Raw genomic sequence first — 22871 nt, forward strand, 5'->3', positions numbered from 1 at the left:
GGGCGAGGAAATCTGTTCGAGGGAAGAGACACATGAAGGTTTATTACGATCACGACGCGGACATCGGCCTGATCAAGGGCAAGAAGGTCGCCATCCTGGGTTACGGTTCGCAGGGTCACGCCCATGCGCAGAATCTGCGCGACAGCGGCGTCGCCGAAGTCGCCATCGCCCTGCGCGCCGGTTCGCCGTCCGCGAAGAAGGCCGAAGGCGCAGGCTTCAAGGTTCTGCCCAACGCCGAAGCCGCCGCCTGGGCCGACGTGCTCATGATCCTGGCGCCCGATGAGCATCAGGCCGCCATCTACGCCGCCGACATCCACGAAAATCTGCGCCCCGGCGCGGCGCTGGCCTTCGCCCATGGCCTCAACGTCCATTTCGGTCTGATCGAAACCCGCAAGGACGTGGACGTCATCATGATCGCGCCCAAGGGTCCGGGCCACACCGTGCGCAGCGAATATCAGCGCGGCGGCGGCGTGCCCTGCCTGATCGCGGTCCATCAGGACGCGACCGGCAACGCCCATGACATCGCCCTGTCCTACGCCAGCGGCGTGGGCGGCGGTCGCAGCGGCATCATCGAAACCAACTTCCGCGAAGAATGCGAAACCGACCTGTTCGGCGAGCAGGCTGTCCTCTGCGGCGGCGCGACCGCGCTGGTCCAGGCCGGTTTCGAAACGCTGGTCGAAGCCGGCTACGCGCCGGAAATGGCCTATTTCGAGTGCCTGCACGAACTCAAGCTGATCGTCGACCTGATGTATGAAGGCGGCATCGCCAACATGCGCTATTCGATCTCGAACACCGCCGAATATGGCGATATCAAGACCGGCCCGCGCATCATCACCGAAGAAACGAAGAAGGAAATGAAGCGCGTGCTGGCCGACATCCAGTCGGGCCGCTTCGTCAAGGACTTCGTCCTCGACAACCGCGCTGGCCAGCCGGAACTCAAGGCCAGCCGCATCGCGGCCCAGCGCCACCCGATCGAGGAAACCGGCGCCAAGCTGCGCGCCATGATGCCCTGGATCGGCGCCAACAAGCTGGTGGACCAGGAAAAGAACTAAGTCCCAGATGAAAGCGTAACCGGAACGATCCGTTTCCGGTTACGGCTCTGGCACAATCGAGGGGCGTGGCTTATTCAAGCTGCGCCCCTTGAGCGTTTACGGAGAGTCTGTCTCATGAAGAAATTTCTGATCCCCGCCGCCGCCTTCATCGCCATTGCCGGCGGCTCCGTCGTCGTCGCCCAGATGCCGACCGCCGCGCCGGGTTCGAAGGACGTCGCCAAGGTCACCGGCGGCACCTACAAGGTCGATGGCGGCCATACCCAGGTCGTCTTCGCCTGGGACCATATGGGCTTCACCAATAATGCCGGCACCATCGCCGAGCCGACCGGCACGCTGATGCTGGATAAGGCGAACCCCGCCGCATCCAAGGTGTCGGTCGAATTCACCATCGCCAATCTGCGCACCGGCGTGGCGAAGCTGGACGAGCATCTGATGAAGGCCGACTTCTTCGACGCCGCCAAGTTCCCGACCGCGACCTTCGTGTCCACCAGCGTGAAGCCAGAAGGCGCGAGCGGCGCCGAAATCACCGGCAACCTGACCATCAAGGGCGTGACCAAGCCCGTCACGCTGGACGCCGAATTTTACGGCGCTGGCGTGCAGCCGATGAGCAAGAAGGAAAATGTCGGCTTCGTCGCCACCGGCACGATCAAGCGCAGCGACTTCGGCATGGGCTATGGCGTGCCGGTCGTCGGCGACGCGATCGAGTTGAAGATCATCGCCGGCTTCGAAAAGCAATAAGCCGTGCGCCGTCCGGCGCAAGCCGCGCTGCTTCTGAGCATCGTCGCGCTTGCGCCGGCGGCCACCGCGCCGACGCCCCTCTATGCGCCCGGTACTTATCGGGTCGATAACCTAGCGACCAGGGCGCATTTCCATGTGAAGGCGCTGGTCGGCGGCTATGAAGGCGACTTCGTCGCGCCCGAAGGCGCGGTGGTGATCGACCCCGCGCAGCCCGACCGCGCGACCGTCGATATCGTCTTCCCGGTCGAAAAGCTGACCACCGGCGACGCCTCCATCGACGCGATGCTGAAGGGCGACAGCTTCTTCGACATGGCGAAATTTCCCACCATCCGCTTCATGGCGCAAAATGCCCCGCTGGCGCGCAGCGATGCGCCCACACCCATTGCCGGCGAACTGACGATGCACGGGCAGACCCGCCCCGTCACCCTCTCCGTCCGGCTGGTCGGTACGCCCCCGGACGAAGCGCCGGACCTGTCCACCATGCATTTCTCCGGCGCCATGACGGTCGAACGCAGCCAGTTCGGCATGGGTTTCGGCCGCCCCTTCGTGTCCGACAAGGTGGACCTCAGCGTCGACGCCATTTTCAGCCGCGCCCAATTATGAGCTTTACCCCTCCCCCACAAAAGGGGTAAGGGGACGCATCATGCAGAGCGTCAGCCTTCTTACCCTGCTACGACTTACACGCCCTTAGGCGTGGTTTTTATGCTGCCTTTCGACTATGGGCAGCACCGATCCGCCTAAGGGCATTCATCGCAGTCAAGTCGTATACCGGAAAGCGCCGACCCGCGCGCCGCTGGCAAAGAAGTAGTTTGATCCCATGATGCTGACCGATCCCTCGCAGAAATACCGCGCCTTCCCCCAGGTGGACCTGCCCAATCGCCAATGGCCTGCGCAGGTCATCACCGCGCCGCCGCGCTGGCTGTCGACCGACATGCGCGACGGCAACCAGTCGCTGATCGACCCGATGAATGCGGAAAAGAAGCGCCGCTTCTTCGACCTGCTGCTGAAGGTCGGCGTCAAGGAAATCGAGATCGGCTTCCCCGCTGCGGGCGCGACCGAATTCGACTTCATTTCCGGGCTCGTCCGCGACGGCGCAATCCCCGACGACGTGATCGTCCAGGTGCTGACGCAGGCGCGCGCCGACCTGATCGCCACCACCTTCGAATCGCTGCGCGGCGCGCCCAAGGCGATCGTCCATGTCTACAACGCCGTGTCGCCCGCCTGGCGCAACATCGTGTTCCAGATGAGCCGGCCGGAGATCAAGGAGATCGCGGTCAACGCCGCCAAGCTGCTGCGCGACAATGCGGCGGCCCAGCCGGACACCGACTGGCATTTCGAATATTCGCCCGAAACCTTCTCCACGGCCGAACTGGATTTCAGCCTGGAGTGCTGCGAGGCGGTGATGGACATCCTCCAGCCCACGCCCGATCGTCCGCTGATCCTGAACCTGCCCGCGACGGTCGAATGCGCGACGCCCAACATCTATGCCGACCAGATCGAATGGATGTGCCGCAACATCTCCAGGCGCGACAGCGTCGTCATCTCGCTGCATCCGCATAACGACCGCGGCACCGGCGTCGCGGCGGCGGAACTGGGCCTGATGGCCGGCGCGGATCGCGTCGAAGGCTGCCTGTTCGGCAATGGCGAACGCACTGGCAATTGCGACCTGGTGACCGTGGCGCTCAACATGTACACGCAAGGCATCAACCCGCTGCTGGACTTCAGCGACATCGACGAGGTCATCCAGACCGTCGAATATTGCAACCAGTTGCCCGTCCACCCGCGCCATCCCTATGCCGGCGAACTGGTGTTCACCGCCTTTTCCGGCAGCCATCAGGACGCGATCAAGAAGGGCTTCGCCGCGCAGGAAGCGCGCAACGACCTGATCTGGGACGTGCCCTATCTGCCGATCGACCCCAAGGATCTGGGCCGCGATTATGAAGCGGTCATCCGCGTCAATTCGCAATCGGGCAAGGGCGGCGTCGCCTGGGTGCTGCAACAGGACAAGGGCTATAAGATGCCCAAGCGGATGCAGGCCGAATTTTCCAAGGTCGTGCAGGCGATGGCCGACGAAAGCAGCCGCGAACTCAACGCCTCTGACATCTGGAGCGCGTTCCAGACCCATTACCGCCTGTCGGGCGAGCAGGCCTATAGCCTGATCGACTATCATGAAAGCGGCGTGGCGGGCGATCGCATCTTCACTGGTAAGATCACCCATGAAGGCGTGGAGCGCTCCATTTCCGGGCGCGGCAACGGCCTGCTCTCCTCGGTGCTGGCCGCGCTGCGCGACGAATTCGGCGTGCAGCTCGAGATCGCCGACTATAGCGAACATGCGATCGGCGCAGGCAGCGACGTGAACGCCGCCGCCTATGTCGAATGCCGCACCCCCGACGGCCGCACAGTCTTCGGCGTGGGCACCGACGCGGATGTCGCGACGGCGTCGGTGCAGGCGGTGCTGTCGGCGGCGAATGGGATTGCGGTGCGGGGTTAAGCGCCTACCCGACACCTACCCCCGTTCGGTTCGAGCTTGTCGAGAACTGTTCTCGACGGACGCTTCTCGACTTCGCTCGAAGCTGCTCGAACCGAACGGGATAGAGAGGGTAAGCCCGTCCCCTACTTCGCCAGCCCGCGCACCACCGCGTCCCACTGCTCCAGCGATTCCCTAATCCCCGCCACCGGCACCCGTTCGTTCAGCCCGTGGGCGAAGCCATCCTCCGCCTTCATGAACAGGCTGGACACGCCATAGCTGGGCACCCCCAGCGCGCGAAAATAGAGGCTGTCGGTGGCGCCCGCCGACATGCCCGGCATCACCGCGACGCCCAGCGCCCGCGCCGTCACCGCATCGCGCACCACCTTCATCACGTCTGCGCGCAGGGGCGACGCGTCGCTGGCGAGCGGATCGCCCAGCGTCTTCACACGCGCGCTCGGATCGGCCACCACCTTCACCAGTTGCGCCTTCACATCCTCGATGGTGACGCCTGGGAAGATGCGGCAATTCACCTGCACCTTCGCGCTCTGCGGCAGGGCGTTGAGCGCATGGCCGGCGCTCGCCATCGTCGCGACGCAGGTGGTGCGGACCTGCCCGACAAATTCCGGCCGGGTCGACAGCAGTTCCGCCGCCGCCGCGTCGCCCGTATCGGCATAGCGCTTCATCGCCTGTCCCACTTCGCCGCCGATCCGGTCGGCGGACAGCGCCAGCGACGCCCTGGTCAGTGCGTTCCGCATCGGCGGGAACTGATAGGCCGCGATCGCGTCGATCGCCTTGGCCATGCGATAGATGGGATTGCCCGGCGTCGGGGCGCTCGAATGACCGCCCGCATCGGTGAAGGCGAATTCGAAATCCGCATAGCTCTTCTCGCCCGCCTGCAACTGGTACAGCACCGGCCTGCCCTCGTCGTTCAGCAGCCCGCCGCCGCCATCGCCGTTCAGCAGCAGTTCGATGTCCTTATATTGCCCCGCCAGCGCCTTGGTCGTCACCATGTCGGTTTCCTCATCCCCCGACAAAAGCAGGATGACGGTCCGGCGCGGTTTCCAGCCTTCCTTCTTCAACTGCGCCATGGTCGAGACCATCATCGCGACGTCATATTTATTATCCTCCGCCCCGCGCCCGAAGATGTAGCCATTCTCCTCCACCGGCACGAAGGGATTGCGGGTCCAGTCCGCCCGGTCCGCCGCGACCACATCCATATGGCCGATCAGCGCCATGGGCTTCAGCGTCGGGTCGCTCCCCAGAATCGTCGCGGCGAGGGTCGCCGTCTCGCCCATCGGCGTGATGACGATATCGGCGTCGGCAAAGCCCGCGGCCTTCAGCACGCCCGCATAATAGGCCGCCAGTTTCGGCACCTGCCCTTCGCCCTGCACCGTCTTGATCGCGACCGATCGCATCAGGATATCCTTGGCCGCCCCGGCATCCGCCGCCGCCATCGCGCCCTGCGGAAGCGCCAGCAGCGCCAAAGCCGAACATGCGCCGCGCATCATCATAGTGTGAACTCCCCGATGGATCGATATCGCCTGTCTGGCATAGCGGATCGATCACGCCAATGCGTTGATCCCCCACAGCGGAAAGAGGGCCACCTTATCCCTGTTATACACACGTTAAGAATTGCTTGCGCGCAATCGACCGGCCACCACCCGATATAGGCGGCCGGTCGCCCAGAGGAAACAGACATGGCCCTTCCTTATCGCAGTTTCGGATTTCAGGTTCTGGCCGGCATGGTCGTTGGCCTCTTGCTGGGCCTTGTCGCCCGCCAGATCGGCGCGGGGCCGGATGGCGACCTCAACTGGCTGGCGACCGCGCTCAAGACGGTCGGCTCTATCTTCGTCTCGCTGCTGAAGGCGATCGTGCCGCCTCTGGTCTTCGCCGCCATCGTCGCATCGATCGCCAATCTGCGCGCGCTGGACAATGCCGCGCGGCTGGCCGGGCAGACCCTGCTCTGGTTCGCCATCACCGCGTTGATCGCGGTCGCGATCGGCATCGCCATCGGCGTCATCGTCCAGCCGGGCGCGGGCCTGCACGGCACGGCGCTCGCCATGGGCAAGAGCGAGAACATGGGCGGCTGGCTCGATTTCCTCAAGGGCCTGGTCCCGGCCAACAGCCTGGCCCTGTCGGGCAGCACCAAGATCACCGACGGCAGCGCGTCCACCAGCATCAGCTTCAACATCCTGCAATTGCTGGTCATTTCGATCGCGGTCGGCCTCGCCACCTTGAAGGTCGGGGAAAAGGCCGACCCCTTCCTCGGCTTCGTCCGCTCGCTGCTCGCGGTGGTGCGCGCGCTGCTCGGCTGGGTCATCCGCCTGACACCGATCGGCTCGGCCGCGCTCATCGGCACCGCCATCGCCACCTATGGCTGGAGCGCGCTGGCGCAGCTTGGCACCTTCACCGCCGCCATTTACCTGGGCCTCGCGCTGGTGCTGCTGGTCGTCTATCCGCTGCTGCTGGTCGCCAATGGCCTGAAACCCGGCCCTTATTTCGCCAAGGCCTGGCCCGCGATCCAGTTGGGCTTCGTCTCGCGCTCCTCGGTCGGCACCCTGCCCGTCACCGAAGCCGTGACCGAACGGCTGGGCGTGGACAAGGGCTATGCCGCCTTCGCCATTCCGCTGGCCTCCACCACCAAGATGGACGGCTGCGCGTCGATCTATCCTGCGCTGGCGGCGATCTTCGTCGCGGGCTTCTACGGCATCCCGCTCCACTTCGTGGACTATGCGCTGATCGTCTTCGTATCGGTCATCGGATCGGCCGCGACGGCGGGCCTGACCGGCGCGATCGTGATGCTGACGCTGACGCTCTCGACGCTGGGCCTGCCGCTGGAGGGCGTAGGGCTGTTGCTGGCGATCGACCCGATTCTGGATATGGGCCGCACTGCGGTCAACGTCGCGGGCCAGGTGCTGGTCGGCGTCATCGTCGCCAAGCGGGAAGGGATACTGGACGAGGCGGCTTATTATGGCGAGGGCGCGCTGGTAGAGGTTTAGGGCATAGCCGCTGCCAATATACGGAAGCTGCCCACCATTCCATCCGGGCAGGTTCCGTCTCTTTGGCGCTTTCTATTCCGCCGCCTCGGTCTCATGCACCGTCTCGGCTGACGCCATGCCCGGCGCATCCGATGCTCCGCCAAGCTTGTCGCGAACACCCTTCTCGATCCGTTGTCCCGTTTCCGGGTCGATATTGCGCCAATAGGCAAAGGCGCGCATCAGCACCTTCTCACTCACGCCGTCGCACAAATGGCCCACGACATTGTCGACCAGCCGCGCACGCGCGGCATCGTCCATCACATCGCGCACCAGCGCGCCGGGCTGGCTCCAGTCATCATCGTCCGCACGCAAACTATATGCGGTTCGCACCATTTCGCCGTCCGCCTGCCAAAGCCCGGCCTCATGGGCGTCGGCCTGCGCCGCCGGACCACCATAGCTATTGGGCGCATAGACCGGATCGGTCGCTTTCGCGACGCGCATGGCGCCTGCCTGCGAATAGCTATGGACAGGCGCGACCGGCTGGTTGACCGGTATCTGCTTGTAGTTGACGCCGAGCCGGGCGCGATGGGCATCGGCATAGGAGAAGCCGCGCGCGAGCAGCATCTTGTCGGGTGAAAGGCCCACGCCGGGCACCATATTGTTGGGTTCGAACGCAAGTTGCTCGATCTCGGTGTGAAAATCGGTCGGGTTGCGGGTCAGCATCAACTTGCCGACCTCGATCAACGGATAGTCCGCGTGCGGCCAGGTCTTGGTCAAATCGAACGGATTGATCCGGTAGGTCTTGGCGTCCTCATAGGGCATGATCTGTCATTTAAGCGTCCAGCTTGGATGATCGCCCTTGGCAATGGCATTGAAGAGGTCGCGGCGATGATAGTCGCCGTCCTTGCCGGCCATCTTGTCGGCGTCATCCTGAGTGAAACACGCGTTGCCGTCGCCCAGATCGGTGTGAAAATGGAACTTGACCCAGAATTTCTCGCCGTCGGCATTGATGAGTGAATAAGTATGGCTGGAATAGCCGTTCATCTCGCGCCACGTCTTGGGAATCCACCGATCGCCCATCAGATAGGTCACCTGATGAGCGCTTTCGGGCGACAATGTCCAGAAATCCCACTGCATGTCATGATCGCGCAAGCCATTGTCGGCCCTGCGCTTCTGCGAGCGTATGAAGTGCTGAAACTTCATCGGATCGCGCACGAAGAAGATCGGCGTATTGTTGCCGACCATATCGAAATTGCCTTCCTCGGTATAGAATTTTACTGAGAAACCGCGCGGATCGCGCCATGTGTCGGGGCTGCCACGCTCGCCCGCAACGGTCGAAAAGCGCATGGCGACATCGGTTTTAGCCCCCGGCTGGAACAGCTTTGCCTTGGTATATTTCGCGACATCCCCGGTGACTTCGAAATGCCCGAATGCACCGCTCCCCTTTGCGTGCGGCTGTCTCTCGGGGATCTGCTCCCGGTTGAAGTTCGCCATCTGCTCCAGCAGATAGTGATCGTTGAGCAGGATCGGCCCGTCGCTGCCGACACTGAGTGAATATTCGTCGCTCTGGACAGGGATGCCGGCGTCGTTAGTGGTGCGGGGGACAGACGGATCGGTCATCGGGTTTCCTCGGTTTTTTTGAATCGGCTATATAGCCCTACCCACGAGACTGTCGGCGGTTCCATCGACCATGCCGATCACGGTGTTTGATGCGCGCCCTTTCTGCCCGACCACCATCTCCGCCACTTCCCTCTCGACATAAACGAACACCACTTCGCAAAAACCCTCCTATTGCGAAGTCCGCCCTGCGTAGCCGCACCCGCGCAAAAGCGAACGCTGCGACGGTGTGAACTTCGCAGCCTTCGCCAATCGTCGCCTACTCCCAAAGCCCCCAACCCCGCCCTGTCCTACACGCCCGCCATCGGCTATAGCCCTTGCCCAAAGCGGCGATATGTCCCACGGACGCCCGCACCATCCGCATTCCCCACACAGCCATAAAGTCACACGCACCATGCCCCATCATCAGGTCCACATCATCGGCGGCGGCCTCGCCGGAACGGAAGCCGCCTGGCAGTTGGCGCAGGCCGGCATCCGCGTGCGCTTGTCGGAAATGCGCGGGAGCGGCGACATGACCCCGGCGCACCAGACCGAGGGGCTGGCCGAACTGGTCTGCTCCAACAGTTTCCGGTCCGACGATGCCGACAAAAATGCCGTGGGCCTGCTGCATCAGGAAATGCGCCGGCTGGACTCGCTCATCATGGCGAGCGCCGAACCGGCCAAGGTGCCCGCCGGCTCCGCGCTGGCGGTCGACCGCCATGTCTTTTCCGACGCCGTCACCCGCGCGCTCGCCGACCATCCCAATGTGGAGATCGTGCGCGAGCGGATCGACACGCTGCCCACAGAGGGCATGACCATCGTCGCCACCGGCCCGCTGACCGCGCCCGCGCTCGCCACCAGCATCGGCCAGGCGGCGGGCATGGAGCATCTCGCCTTTTTCGACGCGATCGCGCCGGTCGTCCATTTCGACAGCATCGACATGGACCAGTGCTGGATGGCCAATCGCTGGGACAAGATCGGCCCCGGCGGCGGCGAGGGGAAGGATTATATCAACTGCCCGATGGACAAGGACCAGTATCAGGCCTTCGTCCAGGGCCTGCTGGACGGCGAAAAGACCGAGTTCAAGGAGTGGGAGGCGAGCACCCCCTATTTCGAAGGCTGTATGCCGATCGAGGTGATGGCGTCGCGCGGCCCGGAAACGCTGCGCCATGGGCCGATGAAGCCGATGGGCCTCGACAATCCGCGCACCGGCCGCTGGCCCTATGCGGTGGTGCAGTTGCGGCAGGACAATGCCAGCGGCACTTTGTGGAACATGGTTGGTTTCCAGACCAAGCTGAAACATGGCGCGCAGGCCGAATTGTTCCGCACCATAGCCGGCCTCCAGAATGCCGAGTTCGCGCGGCTGGGCGGGTTGCACCGCAACACCTTCATCCAGAGCCCCAAGCTGCTCGACCCGACTTTGCGGCTGAAGAGCGCGCCGCATATCCGCTTTGCAGGCCAAATGACGGGCTGCGAAGGCTATGTGGAAAGCGCCGCGATCGGCCTGATCGCCGGGCGCTTCGCCGTGGCTGAACTGCTGGGCCGCGACCTGACCCCGCCGCCGGCCGACACGGCGCTGGGGGCGCTGCTCGGCCATGTGACCGGCAATGTGGTGAGCGCCGACTATCAGCCGATGAACGTCAATTTCGGCCTGTTCCCGACTTTGGACGACGTAAAGAAGAAGCAGCGCAAGGAAGCCTATACCTCCCGCGCCCGCGCGTCCTTCGGCCTGTGGATGGGGGAGATGGAACTCGCCTGATTACCCCATTCCCGTTGAGATCAACATTTACACTTCGCCTTCACCGCCCGCTTGGGCGCGGTGGCGGCGAACTCCGCCGGGGTCAGCTTGCCGTCCTTGTCGGCATCCGCCGCGCCGAACCGGTCCGCCGTCGCCACCGCCCATTCCTCGAACGACAACAGATTGTCGCCATCCTTGTCCAGCGCCTTGAACGCCTTGGTGCGGCTGCCCATCATCTCGACACGGGTGATGACGCCGTCGCGGTTCCGGTCGTAGCGGGCGAAGCGCTTCTGCTCGCGGCTCTGCGGACTCGCCTCGCCGGGCATCGGCGGCGCGTCGCCGACGGCATCGGGATCGCCCTCCGGCAGCGCCTCCATCTCCGGCGGTGGCGGCGGGGCGGAGGCAAGCTGGGGCACCGGCGCATTGTCCGCCCGCCCCTGCCACCAGAACAGGCCGCCCGCGACCAGCAGCAGCGCCGCCATGCCACCCGCCAGCAATCGCCCCATGCCGCCCTCCTCAAGTCCGTAGGCGGCCAGCCTATCCCGACCGACTAGCGTCCGACAAGCGCGATCCGCAGCAACCGTCCCGCCAGCGCCCGGGGCATGCCTCTGGGCGCGCCCCGCCCGGCCAGCACATCCTGCCGCGCCAGGGTGAAGGCGATCCGCAGCGGCTTCCATCCCCGCGGCCAGCGCGCGCCGTCAACCTGCGGCAGCAACTCGGACGCCAGAGCCAGCGCCGCTTCCGCCAGCGCCTTGTCCCCGACATGCCCGGCCAGATCCCACAGCGCCCAAACCTGCCCCGCCGCCGCCAGCCAGGGCGGCATCTCCGCCGCATCGGCCAGCGCCCGGAACAATCCCCCGCCCCGTCCCGTCGCATAGTCGCGCAGCCCCTGCACGTCGATGTCCGGCTCGACCACCAGCACTTCCCAGCCATCGATCAGCGCCACCAATCCCGGCGAACCGATCGCTCCCGTCACCCGCATCGCATCGACGACGGGCTCGCCCTGCCCCTTGATGCCGGCCGAATCGGCGATGACGTCATTCCACCAGGCAAGGCGCATCTGGCCGATCATCGCCTCGCTGGTGGTGCGCGCGACCTTGGCCAGCCGCGCATCGAACGCCCAGAGCGCACGATGCCGCGCCGCCTGCCCACCGCCGGCATGGGCCGCCAGCACCGCGCCGAACGGCGGCACGGCGTCTTCGTCAAGGCTCATCGGGCGACTCCCGTCGTGACAAGGCCTGCGCAGGTTATCGGTCCTTTAACCATCTTCCTCATACACATTCTAACGAGTGCGCCTGCATAGGCGGACAGGCTGCCCAACCCATATGTGGGGGGTCTCGGGCGCGACATGGGTGATTGCAGGCAAATGGGCAAGACAGAAGAGCATCGACAAGGCTTCCTGAAGCGGCTGGCGGGCAACCAGGCGGGCAACGTCATGGCGATGGTCGCTGCGGCGATCATCCCGCTCGCGGCGCTGATCGGCGGCGGACTCGACATGAGCCGCGCCTATATGGCGCGCGCCCGGATGCAGCAGGCCTGCGACGCCGCCGCGCTGGCGGGGCGCCGCGCCATGACCGGTTCCTCCATGAGCCAGGCCGACAAGGATGAAGCGAAGAAATTCTTCGATTTCAACTTCCCGCAAAATACTTTCCAGGCTGCGACCTTCGTCCCCGTGATCCAGAGCAAGCCGGGCGAAACCACCACGGTGCAGGTGACGGCGGAAACGACCATGCCGACCACCATCATGAAGATCTTCGGCTATCAGACCCTCCCGCTCGCCGTGACGTGCGAAAGCCGGTTCGACATCGGCAATACCGACGTCATGCTGGTGCTCGACACCACCGGGTCCATGTCCAGCAACATGACCGATACCGACGGCACCGTCATGACGCGGCTGGCCGCGCTCAAGCTGGCGGTGAAGGATTTCTACGATACGCTGGGCGCCGGGTCCGACACGACCGGGCGTATCCGCTACGGCTTCATGCCCTATAGTTCGACCGTGAACGTAGGTTATTCGTTGCCGGCCAGCGCTTTAATAGGTGGAACCACGGGTGAAACCTGGAATTACCAGACCCGCCGCCGCTACATCAGTAGCTACGCCAGTTCCACCAGCTATGGCAGCTGGACCAAAACGTCCGGATCTACGACCAACGGCAGTGGGACCGATGTCGGCGATCGCTGGACCTGTCCCAACGACCGCTCGGATACCGTCACTTCCACCAGTAGCAATTCGTCCAATCCGTCCACGACTGACGGCAACGGGGTGATCACAACCACCGGAACGGAAACGCGCGTCACCACCGGCATCAACTACACCAACGGCAGCTGCTATTATTCCAGCAACAAATACCGGAAGGATTGGACCTCCGTCACATATAACAGCTACACCGAACAGCGTAGCACGACCGTGACCCAGACGCCGCAATATAGCTGGCAATATGGGCAATATCCGCTCGACGTGTCGAATTACATCACCGGCAATGCGACCACCAATCCGACGTCCGTGACCGGGGCGACCACCGACGCCAACGGCACGACCGTGTCCGCGACCAACACATGGGCCGGTTGCATCGAGGAACGCGATACCGACAGCAGCATAACCGCGACGACTTCCACAACTGCCGTCCCGAATGGCGCCTACGACCTGCAGATCGATACCGCGCCCACAAACACCGCCACCAAATGGCGCCCCCATTGGCCGGATGTGGAGTTCGATCGCAGCGGCCGTTGGCTAAACGACAATCGCAATAACGACTATCGCTCCGGCACCGGCGGCTGGAATGCCTGCCCCAGCAAGGCGCGCAAGCTGGCGAGCTATTCCAGCCGCACAGCCGTGCCGACCGGCATGTCCAGCAGCTTCGACAGCTATGTCGATGGCCTGATAGCGATCGGCGGCACCTATCACGACATCGGCATGATCTGGGGTGCTCGCTTCCTGTCGCCGACGGGTATCTTCGCGACTGACAACGGCGCCGCACCCAATGGCTTCAACATCTCGCGCCACATCATCTTCATGACAGACGGCGATATGAGCGCCTATGATGCAGTCTACGGAGCCTATGGTTATCAAAAGCTGGACGCGCGCGTAGCCGCAGCCAGTACCGGTAACAGCGATCTGACCGCCATCCACAAACGGCGGCTGGAAATGCTTTGCAACGCGGTCAAGGGCAAGGGCATCACCATCTGGGTCGTCGGCTTCAAGGATCAACCGCCAACAGGCACCGCCGATTCGACGATGCTCGACACCGAGTTGCAGACTTGCGCCAACAGCAGCAACCATTGGTTCATGGCCTATAAGCCGTCCACGCTGCGTCAGAAGTTCAAGGACATCGCCAAGAATATCGGCGGCTTGAGGCTGTCGCAATGATCGGTCGGATCGGCAGCTTCCTCGCTCGCCTGCGCGCTCATGCGCGCGGCGCGACGCTGCTGGAATTCGGGCTGGTCGCCGGGCCGCTGATCCTGACCATCATGGCGATCGGCGATCTGGGCTATCAGTCCTATCTGCGCGCGGTGACGCGTGGCGTGTTGGAAAAGGCGTCGCGCTCCGCATCGGTCGGGACGCTCAACAGTACCGACATCGACACCTATATCGAGGCGCAAATGGCCGCGATCAACTCCAAGAACGGCACCACCTCCACGATCAAGAAAAGCTATTATAACTTCTCACGCGTCGGCAAGCCGGAGAAGATCACCACCGACACCGCACCATTGGGCAGTTATAATGCGGGCGACTGTTATGAGGACGCCAACGGCAATGGCGCCTATGACGCCGCAGGCGGATCGACCGGTCTCGGCAGCGCCGACGACATCGTCTATTATGAAGTCACCATATCGATGCCGCGCCTGTTCCCGATGGCGAAATTGCTGGGCTGGAGCGCGACCCAGTCCGCCACCGCCACCACCATCGTCCGCAACCAGCCCTGGGCGAACCAGGGCACGCCGACGATCCGATGCTCATGATGTCGGCACGCCCCCGCCTCACCGCCCTGATGCACCTGCTGCGCCGCGACGATCGCGGCCTGGCGCTCATCGAATTCGCCTTCTCGCTGCCGGTGCTGGTTATATTGTGCATGGCTGGCCTGGAATGCGCGAACCTGGCGCTGGCGCATATGCGCGTCAGCCAGGTCGCGATGCTGGTCGCCGACAATGCCGCGCGCGTGCGGACATCGATCGACGAAGCGGACATCAATGAGATCATGACCGGCGCCGACCTGTCGACCAACTCCTTGGGCCTGAAAGCCAATGGCCGGATATTCCTCTCCGACCTGGAGCCTAACGGAAAGACAGGTGCGAACGCCGGCCAATATATCCGCTGGCAGCGTTGCTGGGGCTCCGGCACCTTCACATCCAGCTATGGCGTGGCCGGTGATGGCGCCACAACGGCCAGCATGGCCAATGGCATGGGACCGGGCACGACGGCCGCGACGAAAGTGTCGGCCGCCAGCGGCACCGCGGTGATGTTCGTGGAGGTCGCCTATAATTATCAGCCGCTGATCACAAATTCGATCTTCGGCGCGAAAAACATCCGCTATACCAGCGCCTTCAACGTGCGCGAGCGAACCGACCAGGCGATCAAGAATGCCGGCAATCTCGCCACATCGGCCACCGCATCCTGTAGCTGATACAAAAAGGGCGGCCTTTCCAGCCGCCCTTCATTCTCATTTTTGATGCGTGCTTACTTGTAGCAGACCTTCTTGGCCGCCGCGACGACGCGGCTCGCGTCGATCAATGCGGCCTTTTCGAGGTTCGCGGCATAGGGCAGCGGCACGTCTTCGTTAGTGACGCGCAGGACCGGGGCGTCGAGATCGTCGAAGCCCTGCTCCATGACCACGGCAGCGATTTCCGACGCGATCGAGCAGGTCGGCCAGCCTTCTTCCACCACTACCAGGCGGTTGGTCTTCTTCAGGCTTTCCAGCACCGTCGCGGTGTCGAGCGGGCGCAGCGTCCGCAGGTCGATCACTTCGGCGTCGATGCCCTCACCCGCCAGCGTTTCCGCCGCGTCCAGCGCCAGCCCCACGCCGATCGAATAGCTGACCAGCGTCACATCCTTGCCCGGGCGCATGATCCGCGCCTTGCCGATCGGCAGGACATAATCGTCCAGCTTGGGCACGTCGAAGCTGCGGCCGTAGAGCAGTTCATTTTCCAGGAACACGACCGGGTCGGTCGAGCGGATCGCGGCTTTCAGCAGGCCCTTGGCGTCGGCGGCATCATAAGGTGCGATGACGATCAGGCCGGGGACGGCGGCATACCAGGGACCGTAATTCTGGCTGTGCTGTGCGCCGACGCGGCTCGCCGCGCCGTTGGGACCGCGGAACACGATCGGGCAGCGCATCTGGCCGCCGGACATGTAATTGGTCTTGGCGGCCGAGTTGATGATGTGGTCGATCGCCTGCATGGCAAAGTTGAACGTCATGAACTCCACGATCGGGCGCAGGCCGCCCATCGCTGCACCCGCACCGATGCCGGCAAAGCCATATTCGGTGATCGGCGTGTCGATGACGCGCTTGTCGCCGAACTCGTCCAGCAGACCCTGGGTCACCTTATAGGCGCCCTGATATTCCGCGACTTCCTCGCCCATCACGAAAACGCGCTCGTCCTTGCGCATTTCCTCGGCCATGGCGTCGCGCAGCGCTTCGCGCACGGTCGTCTTGACGAACTCGGTGCCTTCCGGAATCGCGGGATCCTGGACCGACGCCTTGACGTCACTCGCCAGCTTGGACGTGCCGCTTTCGGCCTTCTTGGGCGCTGACGCGGCTTCCGCCTTGGGCGCTTCGGCCTTGGGCGCCGGCGCGGCTTCTTCACCGCCCTCGCCCGCCATCTCGGCGATGACGGTGCCGACCTTCACGCCTTCGGTGCCTTCGGCGATCATGATCTTGCCGATCTTGCCTTCGTCGACGGCTTCGAATTCCATCGTCGCCTTGTCGGTCTCGATCTCGGCGAGGATGTCGCCGGACTTCACCTCATCGCCTTCCTTCACCAGCCATTTGGCCAGCGTGCCCTCTTCCATCGTCGGCGAGAGCGCCGGCATCTTGATTACGATACCCATTAATATTGCTCCACCAGCACGTCGGTATAGAGTTCGGACAGTTCAGGCTCTGGCGAGGTTTCCGCGAAATCGGCCGCTTCGGCGACGGTCTTGCGGATATCCTGGTCGATCACCTTGATGTCGTCCTCGCTGACGCCGGCCTCGATCAGATATTTCTTCACGCCTTCGATCGGATCGGACTTGTCGCGCATCGCCTGCACTTCCTCGCGCGACCGGTATTTGGCCGGGTCGGACATGGAGTGGCCGCGATAGCGATAGGTCTTCATTTCCAGCAGGATCGGGCCATTGCCCTCCTGCACCCACTTGAGCGCCTCTTCGGTCGCGCCGCGCACGGCCAGCACGTCCATGCCGTTGACCTGAAGCCCCGGAATGCGGAAGCTTTCGCCGCGACGATAAAGCTGGTCTTCCGCCGACGAGCGATTGACGCTGGTGCCCATGGCATATTGGTTATTCTCGATCACGAAGATGATCGGGAGCTTCCACAGTTCGGCCATGTTGAAGGATTCGTAGACCTGGCCCTGATTGGCCGCGCCGTCGCCGAAATAGGCGACGCACACACCACCATCGCCATTATATTTATGCGCAAAGCCCAGCCCCGCGCCCAACGACACCTGCGCGCCAACGATGCCGTGACCGCCAAAGAATTTATGTTCGACGCTGAACATGTGCATCGAACCGCCCTTGCCGCGCGAAATGCCGGCTTCGCGGCCGGTCAGTTCGGCCATGATGACATTGGGGTCGATACCATAGGCAAGCATGTGGCCGTGATCGCGATAGCCGGTGATGACGCTGTCCTTGCCGGGCTTCAATGCCGACTGGATGCCCACCGCGACCGCTTCCTGACCGATATAGAGGTGGCAGAAGCCGCCGATCAGGCCCAGGCCGTACAATTGGCCGGCCTTTTCCTCGAAGCGGCGGATGAGGACCATCTGCCGATAAAATTCCAGCAGTTCGTCCTTGCTGGCCTTGTAATCGGTCGGGGTCTGGGGGCGAGGCCGGTTATGGTCCGCGCCGGCAGCGGGTGCAGCCGCCTTTGCCGTTGCGCGTGAAGGACGCGGCGTCGTTGGTTTCGCCAAGGCTCTTATCCTTTTGCGTGGGGGTAGGATGGAAGGAAGGCCGATATAGCGGCAGAGTTGCATATATTGCAACGGCGGACCCCGCGGAATCCGGGCAGAACCAATAGCTGCGGCCAAAAATTGATGACGCGGAGCGCATCTGCGAAGGTGGCCTCGCAAGGCTCGCAGCAAAATTACCGAGAGGGCATTTTCAACGCAAAATCATTTCATGAGCCTGCGCAGGATGACCCGGCTCAATTTAGTGGCACGACCACTTCATCATGATGGATAACGCCCAATTGACGGCGGATCAGTTCGTCCGACAGATCGGGATCGACGCGGCGCGGATTGAGCAGGTCGACCCGGTTGTGCAGTTCGGCCCGCGCCGCCTGCACATGCTTCAATTCCGTTTTCGCCGCCTGCAACTGGCGCGAATAATCGCCCCAGGCGAGCACGCCATTGGACCCCAGCACGACATAGCCCGCGAAGAACAGCAGCAAAAGCAGCGCGATCGCGGGGCCGATGGCCGACCAGAGGAGGAGACGAAGTTTAGCGATATGCGCCATGGACCAGAAGAATCACAGGAAAAGGCCGACCGCAAGCGAAAAATGCGTCGCTTGCGGCCAGCCGAGTCTCCCGATGCTTAACGGAAGATCGAACGTCCCGCATATACGGCGATATCGCCCAGTTCTTCCTCGATGCGGATGAGCTGGTTATATTTGGCGAGCCGGTCCGAACGGGCGAGCGAGCCGGTCTTGATCTGCCCGCAATTGGTGGCGACGGCGAGGTCGGCGATGGTCGCGTCCTCCGTCTCGCCCGATCGGTGCGACATGACCGCGGTGTAGCGGGCGCGATGCGCCATATCGACGGCGGCCAGCGTCTCGGTCAGCGTGCCAATCTGGTTGACCTTGACCAGCAGCGAATTGGCCAGCCCCTTGCCGATGCCCATCGCCAGGCGCTTGGGGTTGGTGACGAACAGGTCGTCGCCCACCAGTTGGACCTTGTCGCCGATCTTGTCGGTCAGCGCCTTCCAGCCTTCGAAATCATCCTCGCTCATGCCGTCCTCAATCGACTTGATCGGATAGTCGGCGCACAAAGCGGCAAGATAGTCGGCCATTTCGACCGGCGAGAGGGACAGGCCCTCGCCCGAAATCTCATATTTGCCGTTCTTGAAGAATTCGGTCGCGGCGCAATCCAGCGCCAGCACGACGTCGTCGCCGGGCTTGTAGCCCGCCTTCTCGACCGACAGCATGATGAAGTCGAGCGCGTCGCGGGTCGAGGCGATGTTGGGCGCGAAGCCGCCTTCGTCGCCGACCGATGTCGCCAGCCCCTTGTCGTGCAGGCCCTTCTTGAGCGTGTGGAAGATTTCCGACCCGATCCGCACGGCGTCGGCGATGCTGTCCGCACCCACCGGCATGATCATGAATTCCTGGAAGTCGATCGGGTTGTCGGCATGTTCGCCGCCGTTGATGATGTTCATCATCGGCACCGGCAGCACATGCGACGACACGCCGCCGACATAGCGATAGAGCGGCAGGCCGCGCGCATCGGCAGCCGCCTTGGCGGCGGCAAGCGACACGCCCAGGATCGCATTGGCGCCCAGGCGCGACTTGTTTTCCGTGCCATCGAGCGCGATCATCGCGGCGTCGACTTCGCCCTGGTCCTCGGCATCCAGGCCGATCAGCTCGCCGGCAATCTCGTCATTGACCGCGGCGACAGCGGCCAGCACGCCCTTGCCGAGATATTGGCTCATGTCGCCGTCACGCTTTTCCACCGCTTCATAGGCGCCCGTCGACGCGCCCGACGGCACAGCGGCGCGCCCGAAGCTGCCGTCTTCCAGCATAACATCGACTTCGACGGTGGGATTGCCCCGGCTGTCGAGAATCTGGCGGGCGTGAATGTCGAGAATGGCGGTCATGATCGCTCCTGCACTTGCGGTCGTAACGGGCGGCCTGTGGCCGGGAATGCGCGCTCCGCTTAGCCAGCGCCTCCTCCAATGGCAATGCGGGGGGTTGCGCAGATGCAAAAAATGCCGATGGTCGAAAATGTAACGGCAACGGAACTGTAGGCCGCTGCGATGCATTTGAACCATGATGCCCGCGGCCTTGGCGGCCGCCATGCCGTATTTGAAAGGGAGACAAGAGGACCATGGCCGACACACCGGGAACCCCGCCTATCAAGCGCGTGAAGAAGACGGCAGCCGTCAAGCCGGTGAAGGCGAAGGCCGCCAAGCCCGCCATCGCGACGCCGTCGGCCCCTGCGGTCAAGGCCGCACCGGTCAAGAAAGCCGCCACGCGCAAGGCACCTGCCGCCAAGAAGCCGGGCAACGGTGCCGCCGCCCATGGCTGGACCGCGCAGATCGCCCCGATCAAGGCGCAAGCCGAAAAGGCCGCCAAAGCCGCTGCCGACAAGCTGAACGCAGTCGATTGGAAGGCGCATATCGACCCCATCAAGGAACAGGCTGGCAAGACCGCCAAGTCCGCCGCCGGCGTCGCCAAGGACAAGACCGGCACGACCTTGCAGAGTCTGGCGAAACTGATCGCCGACACCGCCGGCACCGTCGATTCCAAGCTCGGCCCGCAATATGGCGACTATGCCCGTCAGGCCGCTGAGTCGGTCGCTGGCGCGGCCGACACGCTCGATGCCAAGGATGTCGACCAGTTGCTGGGTGAAGCCCGCGATTTCGTGCGCAAGAGCCCGGCGGTGGCGATCGGCGCGGCGGCCGTGGTCGGCTTCGTGCTGATGCGTCTGGCCAAGGGATCGGATGACAAGGCCTGATGCAGACGCGCATTTCCTGACCGACGCACGATCCTGCACGGCGGGACGGAGGGCCAATTGATTGACGAGCCAGCGGATACGGCGGTGACGCCGCGCACCGATGGGCAGCCCGACGGCGCGCCCGATGAAAGCGTGCGTGAAGTGTTCGCGCGCCTCTACACCGACGGCCGCGCCTATGCCGCGGCCGAAGCGGAAAAGCAGAAGCTGCGTGCAGGCATTATCGGCGTCGGCGTGCGCAATGCCGCGATCTTCGGGATAGTGGCGCTCATGCTGGCCTTCGCCAGCATCGTCGCGCTGCTGGTGGGGCTGACGATCGCCCTGGCACAACTGATGGCGCCGCTCTGGGCGACCCTCATCGTCGTGAGCGGCGCTTTGATCCTGGTCGTGCTGCTGCTGCTGGCGGCCAAGGGCTGTATTACGCGAATGAAGAAGGCGATCGCGCCATGAACCTGGAAACCCGCTATCGCCAAGCTTGCGAACGCGCAGATGCCGCGCGTGGGCGCCTGGACCTGGCGGCGAAGGAAGCCAAGGCGCGCGTCGCGCCCGCGCGACTCAAACAGGATGTGAAGGACAAGGCGAGCAACGCGATGTTGAACGGCATGGCGAATGTGGCGGCGCAAGCGCAGCAGAGGCCTGTCGCAATTGGCGCAGCGGCCGCCGCCTTCGGGCTATTTCTTGCGCGACGTCCGCTGGCGGCACTTTTCCGGCGGCTATACGTTCGCTTCCAGGACACCCAGACATATAATTCGGAGAATGACGATGGCTGATATCCGCGCCCAACTGACCCGCGTTCGTGAAGCGGCGAACGACGCCGCAGCGACCGCCACCGACCGGATCATGGATACCGGCGAAAAGGCGCGCGAAAGCGCCGGCGAACTGATCCAGACCAGCCGCGACAAGGCAAGCGAAGCCTATGGCGAAGCGCGCGACAAAACCCAGCGCGTCGCCACCCGCGCCAATGAGATCGTGCAGGAGCATCCGATCGTCGCCGTGGCCGGCGCCGTCGCCGTGGGCGCAGTCGTCGCCTGGATGTTTCCCAAGAGCCGTGCCGCCATGAAGGCGTTGCCGGGCTTGGCCATGACCGCGGGCTCGCGCATGTTGGAGGCGGCCGTCGCCGCGCGCGCCGCCGCTGCCGAAGGTGCCGAGACAGTGAAGCAAGGGGCTGCCAACGCGCTGCACGTCGCAACCGACGTAGCATCGGATGCGCGCGACAGCGTGGCATCGGCCGACCTGCCGGCCAAGGCGTCAAAACTCGCCGATGAAGTGACTGCTCTTGTGGCGGCGAAGGTCGATGCGCTGAGCGATGCGATCAAGGCGCGATTGCCCAAAAGCTAATCGCTCCTGCGCCGAACGCAATCTGTTCAGCCTTTCGTGCCCCTTGGATGGACCGTGCTGCCCTGCTAGGGTTGCGGTTCATCCAAAGGAGAATAGATAACGCCATGAGCAAAATGCATCTGGTGATGGGCGGTCGCGTAACCAATCCGCAGACGCTTGAATTTCAGGATCTCAGCAAGGTCGATCTGGTCGGCGTGTTCCCCGACTATGCGTCTGCCGAAAAGGCCTGGCGCGGCGCGGCGCAGCGCACCGTCGATGATGCCGAGATGCGCTATGTGATCGTACATCTGCACCGCCTGCTAGAACCGGAACTTCCGGCCGCCTGACCGGAAAATCCAATCCGTTCGTGTCGAACGAAGCCAGGCAAGGGGGGCATTGGGCCGACCACTTCTCGGTTTCGTTCGAAGCGGACATATTTGTCTTTTAATGCACCGCTCGCGGCTTTTTCCTGAAGCGCCAGCGCAATAGCGGCCGGGTCAGGGCCAGCCCCACGAGGAAGCCGCCGATATGCGCGGCGATCGCGATCTGGCCGAGTTCGCTCATCCCCGCCCCGCTCGCCAGCCCAATCATCAACTGTACCGCGATCCACGCGCCCGCCAGCCACAACAGCCGCACCAGATTGGCCGACAGTGGCCCGATTGCGCGAACCTGCTGCTGACTGTAGAGCAGCGCGTAGGGCGCAATGATGGCGGAAATCGCGCCGCTGGCGCCGACCATAGGATTGGTCGATCCCGGATCGATCGCCCATTGCGCCAGACAGGCACCATAGGCGCCGACGACATAAAGGGCGAGCGTCCCGCCCCAGCCCAGCACATGTTCGACCTGCCGACCACAAAATATCAGCATCAACATGTTGAAGCCGATATGCAGCCAGCCTGCATGGATGAAGGTGCAGCTAAGCGGCGTCAGCCAGACCGGCACCGCCGCCATGCCCTCCAGCAGCGCCGGATCGCCCAGCCGCGCAGGCATGAAGCCGCCGACGATCGCAGCGTTATCGACTTGTCCCGTCAGATAGAGCAGCAGGAAGGCGGCGACCGTGATCGCCGCGATCCCGTTGGTCAGTCGGCCAGCAGGCAGTTTCACGG

The 22871-nt window shown here is 63.7% G+C and carries 22 protein-coding genes and 1 pseudogene; 14 read left to right on the plus strand and 9 right to left on the minus strand.

Annotated elements, in window-relative coordinates:
- Nucleotides 1-32 precede the first annotated feature (32 nt).
- From ilvC to leuA, 4 genes are all read left to right on the plus strand, one after another.
- Nucleotides 33-1052, plus strand: a complete 1020-nt coding sequence (ilvC, locus tag K9B33_RS12635) for a ketol-acid reductoisomerase (RefSeq protein ID WP_129926326.1) — start codon at nucleotides 33-35, stop codon at nucleotides 1050-1052.
- A 114-nt stretch (nucleotides 1053-1166) separates the two neighbouring features.
- A complete protein-coding gene (locus K9B33_RS12640; protein WP_224549205.1) occupies nucleotides 1167-1790 on the plus strand; it encodes a YceI family protein in 624 nt (207 codons plus the stop codon).
- A gap of 3 nt (nucleotides 1791-1793) precedes the next feature.
- Nucleotides 1794-2393, plus strand: a complete 600-nt coding sequence (locus K9B33_RS12645) for a YceI family protein (RefSeq protein WP_224549208.1) — start codon at nucleotides 1794-1796, stop codon at nucleotides 2391-2393.
- A 214-nt stretch (nucleotides 2394-2607) separates the two neighbouring features.
- On the plus strand, nucleotides 2608-4281 hold the full coding sequence (gene leuA / locus K9B33_RS12650; RefSeq protein WP_224549209.1) for a 2-isopropylmalate synthase: 1674 nt from the start codon (nucleotides 2608-2610) through the stop codon (nucleotides 4279-4281).
- Between the two features lie 122 nt (nucleotides 4282-4403).
- Here leuA and K9B33_RS12655 read toward each other — a convergent pair whose 3' ends face one another.
- Nucleotides 4404-5771, minus strand: coding sequence for a M20/M25/M40 family metallo-hydrolase (locus K9B33_RS12655; protein WP_224549211.1), 1368 nt, complete (start codon nucleotides 5769-5771; stop codon nucleotides 4404-4406).
- A 186-nt stretch (nucleotides 5772-5957) separates the two neighbouring features.
- Here K9B33_RS12655 and K9B33_RS12660 point away from each other — a divergent pair, with 186 nt between their 5' ends.
- A complete protein-coding gene (locus K9B33_RS12660; RefSeq protein WP_224549213.1) occupies nucleotides 5958-7259 on the plus strand; it encodes a dicarboxylate/amino acid:cation symporter in 1302 nt (433 codons plus the stop codon).
- A gap of 72 nt (nucleotides 7260-7331) precedes the next feature.
- Here the strand turns inward: K9B33_RS12660 and K9B33_RS12665 are convergent.
- Nucleotides 7332-8858: pseudogene (locus K9B33_RS12665) on the minus strand (catalase).
- 391 nt (nucleotides 8859-9249) lie between these two features.
- On the opposite strand from K9B33_RS12665, the gene trmFO reads away from it, so the two are divergent.
- A complete protein-coding gene (gene trmFO, locus K9B33_RS12670) occupies nucleotides 9250-10593 on the plus strand; it encodes a methylenetetrahydrofolate--tRNA-(uracil(54)-C(5))-methyltransferase (FADH(2)-oxidizing) TrmFO (protein ID WP_224549214.1) in 1344 nt (447 codons plus the stop codon).
- 20 nt (nucleotides 10594-10613) lie between these two features.
- On the opposite strand, the gene K9B33_RS12675 is transcribed toward trmFO, so the two are convergent.
- A complete protein-coding gene (locus K9B33_RS12675; protein WP_224549215.1) occupies nucleotides 10614-11078 on the minus strand; it encodes an EF-hand domain-containing protein in 465 nt (154 codons plus the stop codon).
- Between the two features lie 44 nt (nucleotides 11079-11122).
- A complete protein-coding gene (locus K9B33_RS12680; RefSeq protein ID WP_224549216.1) occupies nucleotides 11123-11785 on the minus strand; it encodes a hypothetical protein in 663 nt (220 codons plus the stop codon).
- A gap of 153 nt (nucleotides 11786-11938) precedes the next feature.
- Here K9B33_RS12680 and K9B33_RS12685 point away from each other — a divergent pair, with 153 nt between their 5' ends.
- From K9B33_RS12685 to K9B33_RS12695, 3 genes are read left to right on the plus strand one after another with little or no spacing between them, the layout of a single operon-like run.
- The gene (locus K9B33_RS12685; RefSeq protein ID WP_224549217.1) at nucleotides 11939-13939 is read left to right on the plus strand and encodes a TadE/TadG family type IV pilus assembly protein; all 2001 of its coding nucleotides are present in this window, start codon (nucleotides 11939-11941) and stop codon (nucleotides 13937-13939) included.
- Entirely contained in the window at nucleotides 13936-14532 is a 597-nt protein-coding gene (locus K9B33_RS12690) for a TadE/TadG family type IV pilus assembly protein (protein WP_224549218.1), read from the plus strand. Before K9B33_RS12685 ends, K9B33_RS12690 begins: the two co-directional genes overlap by 4 nt.
- A complete protein-coding gene (locus K9B33_RS12695; protein ID WP_224549219.1) occupies nucleotides 14529-15194 on the plus strand; it encodes a TadE/TadG family type IV pilus assembly protein in 666 nt (221 codons plus the stop codon). Before K9B33_RS12690 ends, K9B33_RS12695 begins: the two co-directional genes overlap by 4 nt.
- 53 nt (nucleotides 15195-15247) lie before the next feature.
- On the opposite strand, the gene K9B33_RS12700 is transcribed toward K9B33_RS12695, so the two are convergent.
- The 4 genes from K9B33_RS12700 to eno form a co-directional block, all read right to left on the minus strand.
- Nucleotides 15248-16618 (minus strand): pyruvate dehydrogenase complex E1 component subunit beta, encoded by a 1371-nt coding sequence (locus K9B33_RS12700; RefSeq protein WP_224549220.1) that lies wholly within the window; start codon nucleotides 16616-16618, stop codon nucleotides 15248-15250.
- Nucleotides 16618-17694, minus strand: coding sequence for a pyruvate dehydrogenase (acetyl-transferring) E1 component subunit alpha (pdhA, locus tag K9B33_RS12705; protein ID WP_066603179.1), 1077 nt, complete (start codon nucleotides 17692-17694; stop codon nucleotides 16618-16620). Before pdhA ends, K9B33_RS12700 begins: the two co-directional genes overlap by 1 nt.
- 233 nt (nucleotides 17695-17927) lie before the next feature.
- Nucleotides 17928-18239 (minus strand): FtsB family cell division protein, encoded by a 312-nt coding sequence (locus K9B33_RS12710; RefSeq protein ID WP_224549221.1) that lies wholly within the window; start codon nucleotides 18237-18239, stop codon nucleotides 17928-17930.
- 77 nt (nucleotides 18240-18316) lie between these two features.
- Nucleotides 18317-19591 carry a phosphopyruvate hydratase gene (gene eno, locus K9B33_RS12715; RefSeq protein ID WP_224549222.1) on the minus strand — a complete coding sequence of 425 codons (1275 nt, stop codon included), beginning with the start codon at nucleotides 19589-19591 and terminating at the stop codon, nucleotides 18317-18319.
- A gap of 230 nt (nucleotides 19592-19821) precedes the next feature.
- Between eno and K9B33_RS12720 the strand changes: the two genes are divergently transcribed.
- The 5 genes from K9B33_RS12720 to K9B33_RS12740 all read left to right on the plus strand — a co-directional run bounded on the left by K9B33_RS12720 (nucleotide 19822) and on the right by K9B33_RS12740 (nucleotide 22112).
- Nucleotides 19822-20451, plus strand: coding sequence for a hypothetical protein (locus tag K9B33_RS12720; RefSeq protein ID WP_224549224.1), 630 nt, complete (start codon nucleotides 19822-19824; stop codon nucleotides 20449-20451).
- A gap of 57 nt (nucleotides 20452-20508) precedes the next feature.
- Nucleotides 20509-20898 carry a phage holin family protein gene (locus K9B33_RS12725; protein WP_224549226.1) on the plus strand — a complete coding sequence of 130 codons (390 nt, stop codon included), beginning with the start codon at nucleotides 20509-20511 and terminating at the stop codon, nucleotides 20896-20898.
- Nucleotides 20895-21218: a hypothetical protein gene (locus K9B33_RS12730; RefSeq protein WP_224549228.1), complete on the plus strand. Its 324-nt coding sequence runs from the start codon at nucleotides 20895-20897 to the stop codon at nucleotides 21216-21218. Before K9B33_RS12725 ends, K9B33_RS12730 begins: the two co-directional genes overlap by 4 nt.
- Nucleotides 21211-21786, plus strand: a complete 576-nt coding sequence (locus tag K9B33_RS12735; protein WP_224549229.1) for a hypothetical protein — start codon at nucleotides 21211-21213, stop codon at nucleotides 21784-21786. The genes K9B33_RS12730 and K9B33_RS12735 overlap by 8 nt, the downstream gene beginning before the upstream one ends.
- Before the next feature lie 104 nt (nucleotides 21787-21890).
- Nucleotides 21891-22112 (plus strand): DUF4170 domain-containing protein, encoded by a 222-nt coding sequence (locus tag K9B33_RS12740; protein WP_004211788.1) that lies wholly within the window; start codon nucleotides 21891-21893, stop codon nucleotides 22110-22112.
- Nucleotides 22113-22209: 97 nt separating this feature from the next.
- Here the strand turns inward: K9B33_RS12740 and K9B33_RS12745 are convergent, their stop codons facing one another.
- A complete protein-coding gene (locus K9B33_RS12745) occupies nucleotides 22210-22869 on the minus strand; it encodes a rhomboid family intramembrane serine protease (RefSeq protein WP_224549230.1) in 660 nt (219 codons plus the stop codon).
- Between the last annotated feature and the right edge of the window lie 2 nt (nucleotides 22870-22871).

The sequence above is a fragment of the Sphingobium sp. 3R8 genome (genome assembly GCF_020166615.1).
In the GTDB taxonomy this organism is placed as follows: Bacteria; Pseudomonadota; Alphaproteobacteria; order Sphingomonadales; family Sphingomonadaceae; genus Sphingobium; species Sphingobium bisphenolicum.